Annotated in this window: 9 protein-coding genes and 1 tRNA gene; 5 read left to right on the forward strand and 5 right to left on the reverse strand. The window is 62.4% G+C overall.

Translation table 11 applies throughout. The annotated features are described in order from the left end of the window. Positions 1-93 precede the first annotated feature (93 nt). Together KQI12_RS07850 and KQI12_RS07855 are read left to right on the forward strand one after the other, a co-directional pair. Positions 94-3,045: an acyl-CoA dehydratase activase gene (locus KQI12_RS07850; RefSeq protein ID WP_216572421.1), complete on the forward strand. Its 2,952-nt coding sequence runs from the start codon at positions 94-96 to the stop codon at positions 3,043-3,045. 18 nt (positions 3,046-3,063) lie between these two features. After that, on the forward strand, positions 3,064-4,413 hold the full coding sequence (locus KQI12_RS07855; RefSeq protein ID WP_216572422.1) for a 2-hydroxyacyl-CoA dehydratase: 1,350 nt from the start codon (positions 3,064-3,066) through the stop codon (positions 4,411-4,413). Between the two features lie 63 nt (positions 4,414-4,476). On the opposite strand, the gene KQI12_RS07860 is transcribed toward KQI12_RS07855, so the two are convergent. The 4 genes from KQI12_RS07860 to KQI12_RS07875 form a co-directional block, all read right to left on the reverse strand. Continuing rightward, positions 4,477-5,334, reverse strand: a complete 858-nt coding sequence (locus KQI12_RS07860) for a GNAT family N-acetyltransferase (RefSeq protein ID WP_216572423.1) — start codon at positions 5,332-5,334, stop codon at positions 4,477-4,479. Between the two features lie 13 nt (positions 5,335-5,347). Next, positions 5,348-5,572, reverse strand: a complete 225-nt coding sequence (locus tag KQI12_RS07865) for a hypothetical protein (RefSeq protein ID WP_216572424.1) — start codon at positions 5,570-5,572, stop codon at positions 5,348-5,350. Beyond that, positions 5,562-7,388: a hypothetical protein gene (locus tag KQI12_RS07870; protein ID WP_216572425.1), complete on the reverse strand. Its 1,827-nt coding sequence runs from the start codon at positions 7,386-7,388 to the stop codon at positions 5,562-5,564. Before KQI12_RS07870 ends, KQI12_RS07865 begins: the two co-directional genes overlap by 11 nt. A gap of 414 nt (positions 7,389-7,802) precedes the next feature. Beyond that, the gene (locus KQI12_RS07875) at positions 7,803-8,696 is read right to left on the reverse strand and encodes a LysR family transcriptional regulator (RefSeq protein WP_216572426.1); all 894 of its coding nucleotides are present in this window, start codon (positions 8,694-8,696) and stop codon (positions 7,803-7,805) included. Positions 8,697-8,831: 135 nt separating this feature from the next. Between KQI12_RS07875 and KQI12_RS07880 the strand changes: the two genes are divergently transcribed. Continuing rightward, positions 8,832-10,166 (forward strand): sodium-dependent transporter, encoded by a 1,335-nt coding sequence (locus KQI12_RS07880; protein WP_216572427.1) that lies wholly within the window; start codon positions 8,832-8,834, stop codon positions 10,164-10,166. 134 nt (positions 10,167-10,300) lie between these two features. On the opposite strand, the gene KQI12_RS07885 is transcribed toward KQI12_RS07880, so the two are convergent. Then, positions 10,301-10,377, reverse strand: a tRNA-Pro gene (locus KQI12_RS07885). Between the two features lie 234 nt (positions 10,378-10,611). Here KQI12_RS07885 and KQI12_RS07890 point away from each other — a divergent pair. Continuing rightward, positions 10,612-11,427: a protein-ADP-ribose hydrolase gene (locus KQI12_RS07890; protein ID WP_216572428.1), complete on the forward strand. Its 816-nt coding sequence runs from the start codon at positions 10,612-10,614 to the stop codon at positions 11,425-11,427. Between the two features lie 53 nt (positions 11,428-11,480). Then, the gene (locus tag KQI12_RS07895) at positions 11,481-11,861 is read left to right on the forward strand and encodes a hypothetical protein (protein ID WP_216572429.1); all 381 of its coding nucleotides are present in this window, start codon (positions 11,481-11,483) and stop codon (positions 11,859-11,861) included. The last annotated feature ends 2 nt before the right edge of the window (positions 11,862-11,863 follow it).

Consider the following 11,863-nt stretch of genomic DNA (forward strand, 5'->3'; position numbering starts at 1 on the left):
TTATGTAAGATACGTTTTGAGAAGATCGATTTGAGGAATACGGCCGCCTGACACGGTCCGGCCGGCCGGGACCACATAAGGAGAACTCTGGATATGAGCCTTCGCATCGGCATCGACATCGGCTCCACCACCGTCAAGGTCGTGGTGCTGGATGAACAGAACAAACTGCTGTTCCGCTCCTATGAGCGGCACTATTCCAAGACCCGCGAGCGGGCCTGTGAGACCCTGCGGTCCATCGAGGACCGCTTCCGCGGCCAGGATGTGAAGCTGGTCATCACCGGCTCCGCCGGACTGGGCGTGGCCAAGGCCAGCGGCATCGACTTCGTGCAGGAGGTCTACGCCACTGCCGCCGCCGTCCGGGAGTACTATCCCGACACCGACGCGGTGATCGAGCTGGGCGGCGAGGACGCCAAGATCATCTTCTTCGGCGGCGCTCTGGAGGAGCGGATGAACGGCTCCTGCGCCGGCGGTACCGGCGCCTTCATCGACCAGATGGCCACCCTCATGAACGTGGATGTGGGCGAGCTGGACAAGCTGTCCCTGAAGCATGAGAAGATCTATCCCATCGCCTCCCGGTGCGGCGTGTTCGCCAAGAGCGATATCCAGCCCATCCTGAACCAGGGCGGCCGGAAGGAGGACGTGGCGGCCTCCATCTTCCAGGCGGTGGTGGACCAGACCGTGGCCGGCCTGACGCAGGGCCGGGAGCTCAAGGGCAAGATCGTGTTCTTGGGCGGCCCCCTGCACTTCCTGTACGGCCTGCGGGAGCGCTTCGTGGAGACCCTCCATCTGGATGGGGAGCACGCTATTTTCCCGGAGGACGGCGACTGCTTCGCCGGCATCGGCGCGGCCCTGTGCGCCGGGGAGTACAAGGTCCGGCCCTTCGAGGAGTTCCTGAAGCTTCTGGAGGAGAGCGTGGACGCCAAGACCACGGTGGACACCATGCCCCCTCTGTTCACCGATAAGGAGGACTACGCCGCGTTCCTGAGCCGGCACAACGCCAAGCATCCCCCCAAGGCAGACATCGCGGCCTACTCCGGCCCTGCCTGGCTGGGCATCGACGCGGGCTCGACCACCACCAAGATGACCCTCATCACAGCGGACGGCGGCCTGTTGTATACCTACTACCACTCCAATCAGGGCAACCCCGTGGCCATCGTGCTGGAGCAGCTCAAGGAGATCTACAAGCTCTGCGGCAGCCGGATCGAGATCAAGGGAGCCGCAGTCACCGGCTACGGCGAGGACCTGATCAAGAACGCCTTCGGGTGCGACCTGGGTCTGGTGGAGACGGTGGCCCACTATAAGGCGGCCGCCCACTACGACCCCGATGTGGATTTCATCATCGACATCGGCGGCCAGGATATGAAGTGCTTCAAGATCCGCAACGGCGCGGTGGATTCCATCATGCTGAACGAGGCCTGCTCCTCCGGATGCGGCTCCTTCATCGAGACCTTCGCCAAGGCGCTGGGCTATGACATCGCCAGCTTCTCCAAGCTGGGCCTGTTCTCCCCCCATCCGGTGAACCTGGGCTCCCGCTGTACCGTGTTCATGAACTCCTCCGTGAAGCAGGCTCAGAAGGACGGCGCCAGCGTGGAGGACATCTCCGCCGGCCTGTCCATCTCCATCGTGAAGAACGCGGTGTACAAGGTCATCCGGGCCGCCTCTGCCGACGACCTGGGCAGGCACATCGTGGTCCAGGGCGGCACCTTCCTGAACGACGCGGTGCTCCGCGCCTTCGAGCAGGAGCTGGGCAGGGACGTGACCCGTCCCACCATCGCCGGGCTCATGGGCGCCTTCGGCGCGGCCCTGTCCGCCCGGGACCTGCATCTGGAGAAGAGCGCCCTGCTGGACGCCGCGGCGCTGGAGCGGTTCACCCACTCCGCCAAGCCTGTCACCTGCAATCTGTGTACCAACCACTGCTCTCTGACCGTCAACCAGTTCGACGGCGGGCGGCGGTTCATCTCCGGCAACCGATGTTCCCGGCCTCTGGGCAAGGAGAAGGTGGAGATGCCCGACCTGATGCACTTCAAGTACAAGAAGCTCCGGGCCATGGAGGGCATGGGCGAGGGCGACGGCTCCCGGGGGAAGATCGGCATCCCCTTCGGCCTGAACATGTATGAGAACCTGCCCTTCTGGTACACCTTCTTCACCAAGCTGAACTTCGAAGTGGTCCTCTCCCCGGAGTCCTCCCGGAAGCTCTATCTCAAGGGTCAGCGGACGATCCCCTCGGATACGGTGTGCTATCCCGCCAAGCTGCTCCATGGCCATGTGGAGGCGCTGGTGGAGGCCGGTGTGGACGCCATCTGGTACCCCTGTATGTCCTACAACAACGACGAGGGGATCGGCGACAACCACTACAACTGCCCGGTGGTGGCCTACTACCCCGAACTGCTGGCCGCCAACGTGCCGGATCTGAAGCAGACCCGCTTCCTGGACCCCTATGTGGGCCTGTGGCGGCATAAAGACTTCATCAAGCGGATCTCTGCGCTCATGGAGCGGGAATTCTCCATCCCTAAGAAGGAGACCCGGGCCGCGGCCCGGGCGGCCTATGAGGCCTATGAGGTCTATGTGGACGTGGTGCGGGAGACCGGGAAGGAGTATATCCAGTACGCCCGGACCCACGACCTGCCCATCATCGTCATGTGCGGCCGCCCCTACCACATCGACCCGGAGATCGATCATGGCATCAACGATCTGGTGACCTCCTTCGGCTTCGTACTGGTGACGGAGGACGCTCTGAGCTATCTGGAGGGCTATGCCCCCCGGAAGGTGCTCAACCAGTGGACTTTCCAGAGCCGGATGTACAACGCCGCCCGGTATGTCTGCACGCAGGACGATATGCAGGTGATCCAGCTGGTCTCCTTCGGATGCGGCACGGACGCCATCACCACCGACGAGATGCGGGACATCCTGGAGGACGGCGGCAAGCTCTATACCCAGCTCAAGATCGACGACATCAGCAACCTGGGCGCCGTCAAGATCCGGGTCCGCTCCCTGATCGCCGCCATCGAGGCCCGCAAGGCCCAGGACAAAGGGCCCACGGCCTGATCGAAAGGACACACCACTATGGCTGAACTCGTATATGACAAGAACGGTCGGCTCCTCTTCACCGAGGAGATGAAGAAAGAATACACCCTCCTCATGCCCCAGATGCTCCCCGTCCACTTCGGCATGATGGCCCGCCTGCTGGAGAACGAGGGCTACAAGGTGGAGACCCTGAACACCTCCGGCAAGAGCATCGTGGACGCGGGCCAGAAGTATGTCCACAATGACACCTGCTATCCCGCCCTGCTGGTCATCGGCCAGCTGATCGACGCGGTGCAAAGCGGGAAGTACGACCCCCATAAGGTGGCCCTGCTGATCACCCAGACCGGCGGCGGATGCCGGGCCTCCAACTATATCCATCTCCTGCGGAAGGCCCTCAAGAAGGCGGGGCTGGAGTTCGTCCCCGTGGTGTCGGTGAACCTGTCCGGCCTGGAGAAGAACCCTGGCTTCAAGCTGACGCTCCCCTTCATCCGAAAGGCGGTGTTCGCCATGATGTACGGCGACATCATCGTCCAGACCTCCAACCAGGTCCGCCCCTATGAGGTGGAGCCCGGCCAGACCGACCGGACCATCCAGCAGGTGGAGGACCGCCTTCTGGACGGCATGAAGCAGGGGAAGGGCCTCTCCTACAAGCAGATGTGTGAGAACTTCAAGTGGATCGTCCAGGCGTTCAAGGACATCCCCGTCCAAGGCGAGCCCAAGGTCCGCGTGGGCGTGGTGGGTGAGATCTACATCAAATATTCCCCGCTGGGCAACAATAACTTGGAGCAGTTCCTCCTCTCCGAGGGAGCGGAGCCGGTGGTGCCCGGACTCACCGACTTCATCATCTTCAAGATCTACAACCGGGATGTGGACGTGGACCTCTACGGCGGACTGTGGCTGAAGCAGAAGCTCTGCCGCATCGGCGAGGACTATGTGAAGAAGTGCCAGCGGGCCATGATCGCGGCCATGGAGGCCGGAGGCTTCCGGGCCCCCGGCACCTTCGACGACCTTCACCGGCTCATCAAGGGCTATCTGGGCGACGGGAACAAGATGGGCGAGGGCTGGCTCCTCACGGCCGAGATGCTGGAGCTGATCCATTCCGGTACGCCGAACATCGTCTGCACCCAGCCCTTCGGCTGTCTGCCCAACCATATCGTGGGCAAGGGCATGATCCGCAAGCTGAAGGATGACTACCCCTGGTCCAATGTGGTGGCCATCGACTACGACCCCGGCGCCACCAAGATCAATCAGGAGAACCGGATCAAGCTCATGCTGGCCAACGCCAGAGCTCTGGCCAAGGATGAGGCCGCCCGTGAGGCCGCCGCCGGGCACACCGGGGAGGGGGAGAAGATCCCGACCTTTGCAGGCCCGTCTCACAGATCGGTATGATAGAGCGCTGAAGATAAGACAACAGCGAGGAGCCCCATTTGGGGCTCCTCGCTGTTTTACTGCTTATTCCGGTTCGATATCCGCCAGCAGATCCCAAGTCCAGCGGGTGGCATAGCGGTATGTCACAGCGTCACCGGCCAGATGGACCAGAAGATCGTTGAGGCGGGGATGGAGGAGGACCGCGGAGAAGCGTGCATCGGGTGGAAGCTGGGTCCGGGCGGTCTGAAGAAGCGCCACGACAGAGAAAATCAGCTGTTTCGTCCTACCGGGCGCGGCATAGATCCACTCGACACTGATGTCCTGTGCCTGCCGCAGGGTACACACACAGCTGTCGATCTCCTGTTGAGCGTTCAGACCGCAGAAGGACAGGTCCGGATCGAAGGTCTCCCAGTCCAGCGGAGCGGCGGTGATGCCGGTATGATGCAAGAGGGACTGACATTCCCGCAGACACAGGAGCGGGACATCCCTCAGTGGAAGGACACTGGGGAACTCCTTCTCCAACAGAGGGGACAGCATGGGGGAGGTCAGCAGGGCAGAGACAGGACAGGAGATCACAGCGGGGCCCTGTTCTGCCTGCGCGCCAAGACTGGCCAGCAAGCGGGCGCCGGGGCTGTCCGGCCCCAGCTCATGGACCAGATCGGTCCACAGTGTGTCGCAGTCCAGCAGGGGCAGTACCGTACGGAGATACGACAGCAGGCCTGTGGCGATCCCTTGGCGCTGGAAGTCCGGAGAGACGGCGATATAGTCCAAGCGGGCATCTGCGCCGATCCGCTGGAAGGCGGCAGCTCCGACGGCCACGCCGTCCTCCACTGCTCCTGCGGCAGTCAGGAGGCCGGAGCGCAGTCCAGCCTGCCATTCGGAAGAAAAGAAGGGCAGGAAGGGCGGCAGACTGGCGGCGTCCAGAAGATGGTATTCCGTCATATAGAGCCTCCGTTCACAGACGGACTTGAGCGTCCGGGTCGCGGAGGAGCTGGGCGATGCGGTCCAGGACCTCCGGCGCGGCCTGATCTACGTCCTCGAAGTAGCCCAGCTTGAGGAACACACCGGGCTCTTTGTCGGCACGGAACTGGCCGGAGATCAGATCGACGTAACAATAGTCCGTATCCCGTTGGATCAGATAGCCGGTGCCGCCGCGGCTGCAAAGTACTTTAAAGTTCATGTTCTCTCCCATCCTTTACGACTGCTGCGCGGATCCCGAGGGACTTCAGCCGCGCGGCCAGCTCGGGCGGCATCTCCTGCTCGGGCTGGAAATTTTGATCGTCAGAAGCGTAGTCGGCGATCAGCGTCACCGACTCGATATCTTCTACCCGGACACCGCCATGGTATTGGAGCTCCAGATAGCCCACATGTCCGGCTTTCAGAGCTCGTTCGATATCTACTGGGTCAGGCTGGCCCGCCTCGATCTTCTGGCTGTGCCGATAGGCGTCCGCGATCAGAAAATAGCGGGCCTTGTGGCTCACCGCATGGAGGTCCGGCTGATCCATGAAGCTGGGGCGGGAGGTCTGGAGTGCGTCCAGACTGTCGCCCATGGACATGGTGGTCCGACCCTTCATGGCGTTTTGCCTCAGCTTGACCACGATCTGTCCATACTGTCTGACCCCCTGGCCTACTTCACTCTGCTCCGAGCTCTCCTTCACCAGATCGCCATGAGAGGCATAGCCGTAGATCTCATACTGGTCCAACGGAAGGGCCTCCGGGGCGATGCCAAAGCATTTTTGGGAGAAGGCCTTCCGGACGCCCTCGTTGTTCACCGCAGTGGTGCAGTGCGTCTCCATCTGAGTCTTGAAGCGTCCGGAGTCCAGGATCTGCGCCATGACTGCGCAGTTGGGGACACGTATTTGACAACTGAGTCCCCGCATGGCCTCGCTCAGATACCCGCGTACCAGATGGTCGGCCCTGTCCCAGTCCAGCTTAGGCGCATCCGAAAACTCCTTCTGGATGTCCTCGTTGGCGAATTGCAGGCTGTGGAAATACTCCGACTCCTGCTCTGCGTGCTCCCGGGAACGCAGGTGGGCCGCCCGTATCTCCTCCAGCTTTCGCAGAGTGATGGGCCGGCGCTGGCGCAGGATATCCTCCGCCCTCTGACGGCGAGCCTCCTCCCGGGTGAGGCCATCGCGCTTCATGAGCCGCTCGACCTCCACCTCGTACTGCTCCTTCTGGGCTCCACTGAGCAAAGAGCGGTCCTCCGCGCGGGTCTGCTGGGTCTGGTCCAGATAGCGGAAGATCTCCCAACGGATCTTCTGGTAAAAGCGCTCGGCCCGGGCGCCATCACCCTGTTCGTAGAAGTCCCGCCGCTCCCGTTCCAGCTGTTTCCGCATGGCCTCCGGCATCTCCTGATGGAGCACGTCCTGGAGGTAGAGGGGGATACAGCGCTGGCGGAACTCGAGTTCGTGGAGCCGCTGGTCGTGGTCCTGAGCGGCCACCCGCTCATAGTTCCGCACTTCGCCCAGCAGATAGCGGCTCAGGGCCTCGTCCTTGATCTGAGTGAGGATCACCCGCTCCAGATAGGCGCCCCGGTCGGCATATTTGTTCAGCGGCCGTGCGGCCTCGTAGTCGGTGGCAGGCTGGCCGGGGATGGGCTGCTCCCGCATGGTCCGGATCATCTGATCCATGCGCAGCTTGGCGGCGGCCATCTGCTTGGCTTCTTCCCGCTGGGCCTTCCGGCGGGCCTCTGCCTGTCGTGCCTGTGCCTTGGCCTCCTGCCGCTGCTGTCGGCGGACCTCCCGCTGGCGGGTCCGCTGTTCCTTCCGGCTGAGCTGACGCTGTTGGACCGGTCCGGCCTGTGCCGGCGCGGGAGCGGCGGCCTGGACCCGCACTGGCTGGGCGAGCTGGGGCGGGAGCGCCCCGTGGGCCTGCCAGTTCCGATGCTCTTCAATCTGCTGTGGCGCGGCGTGGACCTGTACCGGATCCTCCTGCCGATGGATCTCTACCGTTGCCGGCCTCTGCTGGAGCTGTTCGCCCTCTCGCTGACACATGGTCATCGGCCTCCTTTGTATCGGATTCGTCTATTTGCCCTTTTATTGTAGCATACAGGCAGAGAAGATACAACAAAATGCCGGAGAGAAAATGCATCTCGGTCGCGCGATGACATCCGGCCGTGCACCCATGCCCCTACGTCTGGATGGGATGGGATCGTACGATCAGGGACGACGTGGCTCACGCGTTAGGCTCCAGCGGCTGGACCGTATAGGTCAAACGGGCATAAGGTCGGCAGAAGGCGGAGACCAGGTGGTCCGCCACCTGGCTGGGGCGGGATCAGACCGAGAGCTTCCGGTCTGCTTTGGAGCGGGCCTTCCTGATGGACAGCGCCCTTCAGGACCGGGACGGCTGAGTGGCCGAAAGACAGAGAGACGAACGAGGCAGGGACGTCTATCTGTCCCTGCCTCGTTTCATGTCTGTCGCTGTATCACGGCTCCGTAGAAGGCGATGAAGGCGTCCAAAGCGGCGGAGCGCCATTTGTTCCGGTGGATCAGGAGCTGAGTCCAGACCGTCACCGGGCAGTCCGTGACCTCCAGCGTCTGTATCTGACCGGCACGGACATAGTCCTCGGAGATGAAATCCGGGAGGAAGGAGAGGAGCCGGCTGTTTTTGACGATCTCGCAGATCTGGAGGGGAGCGCCGATCTCCAGGACGGGACGGAGCGCGATCGAGCGGGCCGCCAGCTCCCGGTCCAACAGCTTCCGGTAGCTCATGTCGTGTTCCGTCAGGATGAACTCCTCCGAACAGAGGTCCTCCAGCCGAAGGTCCGGCCGCCGGAGGATCGGATGGTCCGCCGCCGCGATGAAGTGGACCGACTCCTCCCGTTCGGCGCAGATGAGGTACTCGGAGTCATAGATGTGGCTGTCCAGAGTGAACACCAGGTCGGTCTCGTTCTTTTGCAGCTTGTCGAACATCCCCTCCGTCCCGCTCTCGGAGATGATCAGGTGGATGGAGGGGTACTGCGCCCGGAAGCGCAGGAGATCATCCCTGAAATACCGGCTGCACACGGAGCTGGACATGGCCAGACGGATCGTGCCCTCCACCCGCTCCGGGCGTTTGAGTTCGGCCATCATCTTCTCCCGGGTCTTCAGGATACTGCGGGCATAGTCGAGGACGACGGCGCCGTCTGAAGTGAGCGCGATCTTATGATAGAGGCGGTCGAAGAGGGTGGTGTCCAGCTCCCGCTCCAGCTGCCGGATCTGGGAGGAGACGGTGGACTGAGTGTAGCCCAGCTTTTCCGCGGCGGCGGAGAAGCCGGAGTATTCACAGACCGCGATGAAGGTCTTGAGCACGTTCGTATCCATGAGGGCCTCCGTAGAAACGATATTTTCGTTAGTATATCATGATATCATCGGTTTTACAAATATTGTTCTCCAACTTATAATGGATACGATAGAGGGGAGGAATATCCCCTCAGCAAACATGGGAGGTCCAGATCTATGGAGCGTGAACAGCTTGGGAGCCGCCTGGGATTCATCATGCTATCCGCCGGCTGTGCCATCGGATGCGGGAACGTGTGGAAATTTCCGTGGATGTGCGGGCAGAACGGCGGAGGCAGCTTCATGCTGGTATATATCCTCTGCCTGATCGTGCTGGGCATCCCGGCGCTGGTCATGGAGTTCTCTGTGGGCCGCGCCGCCCAGACCAGTCCGCTCTATATGTACCGCAAGCTGGAGAAGCCCGGCCAGAAGTGGGGCGGCTTCGGATGGGCGTGTCTGGCGGGCAATCTGGCCCTGATGGCATTCTATACGGTCGTCTGCGGGTGGCTCATCTATTATTTCACTAAATTCCTGATCGGGCAGAACGCGTCTCTGAGCTTCGCGGCCATGATCGCGGCCCCTGAGATCGACGTGGGGTTCCTGCTGATCACGGTGACGGCGGCCTTCCTCATCCTCTCCTTCGACCTCCAGAGCGGGCTGGAGCGGATCACCAAGATCATGATGTCCGCCCTGCTGGTCCTGATGCTGGTCCTGGCGGTCCACAGCCTCTTCCTGGAGGGGGCACGGGAGGGGATGACCTTTTACCTGAAGCCGGACTTCTCTAAGATCGACGGCTCCGTGGTGGTGGGCGCCATGAACCAGGCCTTCTTCACGCTGTCCACCGGCATGGGCGGGATGGCGATCTTCGGGAGCTACATCGGGAAGGAACGCTCCCTGATGGGCGAGGCCATCCATGTGATCCTGCTGGACACGCTGGTGGCGGTCCTGGCAGGCATCATCATCTTCCCGGCCTGCTTCACCTATGATCTTGAGGTCACGGCGGGACCGAGCCTGCTGTTCGACACGATGGCCACGGTGTTCGCCCATATGTCCGGCGGGCATCTGTGGGGGACGCTGTTCTTCCTGTTCATGATCTTCGCGGCCATGTCCACGGTGCTGGGCGTCTGCGAGAACATCCTGGCCATGGTCCGGGAGCTGACCGGCTGGTCCCGGCGGAAGGGGAGCTTGGTCTGCGGCGTCGGCGTGTTCCTTCTGGCCTTGACTACTGCGCTGGGCTTCAGCGTCCTCCGGTTCCAGCCCTTCGCGGCGGGCACCACCTGGCTGGACTTCTGGGATTTCATCGTCTCTACCAATGTGCTCCCGCTGGGCTCGCTGGTGCTGGCGCTCTTCTGCTGCAACAAGTTCGGCTGGGGCTGGGACGCCTTCCTGGAGGAGGTCAACACCGGCACCGGCCTGAAGGTCCGGGGATGGATGAAGCCGTTGTTCCGCTATATCTTCCCCGCCATCATCGCGGCGATCTATCTCTATGGCATCGCCACGTTCCAGTGGAGATGATACGAAAACGATACGCATCGACGAAAAACGCCCTGTGTGGAGGGATCGGTCCGATCCATCTACACAGGGCTCTGTTCTTATCGGTGGGCCGCCATTTTCGGAAAAATAAAAAGGAGCAACATTCGTTGCTCCTTTGGTCCGAGTGACTGGATTCGAACCAGCGGCCTCTTGAACCCCATTCAAGCGCGATACCAAACTTCGCCACACCCGGATATCTTATCCTATTTCAACGTCATCACCAGACGACTTACTAAATATACCACACTCTTCTGGACTTTGCAACCCCTTTTTGCAAAATTCCTGGAAATGATTTTCCGATGCTGGTATAATGGGACCATGGTATCCTTTTAGTGCCTATCTTACAAAAGAGTGCGTACGATCCGGCGGGACCGGATCGTGCGATCTTGATATCGAACGACGACACAGAGAAAAGGAGGAGAGATCCATGGACCGAACGGAACGACAGCGCCGTCTGATCCAGGCCCTGCTGACGGAAATGCCGGAGTACCGGGCCTTCGCCGCGGAGTTCTCCGGGGACCGATACAGCCAGCGGCGGCTCCTGCGGAGCCTGATGAACCTGCGGCCGCCCATGCCGCTGGACCCGGCCTTCCTGGCGGAGCAGGACGCTCTGCTGGAAGCCGAGCGGGAAGAGAAGGGCGTGGTGGAGGCCGATGACCTGACGCCCACCGCCGCCGATCCCCGGCTGGTGCTGTGGCAGGGGGACATCACCCGTCTCCGGGCGGACGCCATCGTCAATGCCGCCAACTCCGCCCTGCTGGGGTGCTTCCAGCCCTGCCACGGGTGCATCGACAACGCCATCCACTCGGCGGCGGGGCTCCAGCTCCGGGACGACTGCGCCAAGCTCATGGCCGCTCAGGGCAGCGAGGAGCCGGAGGGCCGGGCCAAGCTCACGCCGGGCCATGCCCTCCCGGCCCGGTATGTGATCCACACGGTGGGACCCGTGGTCCGGGGGAGAGTGCCCACCGACCGGGACCGGGCCGCGCTGGGGTCCTGCTACCGGTCCTGTTTGGAACTGGCCGGGGAGCGCGGGCTGGAGAGCGTCGCCTTCTGCTGTATCTCCACCGGCGTCTATCATTTCCCCAATGAGGAGGCCGCCGCCATCGCGGTAGACACCGTGAAGGCCGTCCTGGACCAGGGGAGCACGGTCAGGAGAGTGATCTTCAATGTTTTCAAAGATCTGGATGCCGCGGTCTACCGCCGACTCCTTGGCGGAGACCGAGCGGCTGAGAGCTGCCCTTGACCGGGCCGACGCGGTCCTGATCGGCGCGGGAGCGGGCTTTCCACCTCCGCCGGATGGTGGAGGAACAGCGGGACGGGAAGATCCCCTCGGAACGGATCCCCCGCTGCCCCAAGTGCGGCGGGCCCGCTGAGATGGACTTGCGCTCGGATGATACCTTCGTGCAGGACGAGGGCTGGTACCGGGCGGCGGGCCGCTATGAGGACTTCCGCCGGCGGCATCAGGGGTGCCGGATGCTCTATCTGGAGCTGGGCGTGGGACAGAACACCCCCGGCATCATCAAGTATCCCTTCCGGAAGATGACCGCCCGGGACCTGGAGGCCGTCTACGCCTGCGTGAACAAGGGCGCGGCCTATGTTCCTGCCGTCCTGCGGCGGCAGGCCATCTGCATCGACCGGGACATCGGGGAGACGATCCGGGACCTGCTCCGGGGCTGATC

It is taken from the genome of Pseudoflavonifractor sp. MSJ-37 (assembly GCF_018917965.1).
Taxonomy (GTDB): domain Bacteria; phylum Bacillota; class Clostridia; order Oscillospirales; family Oscillospiraceae; genus Pseudoflavonifractor_A.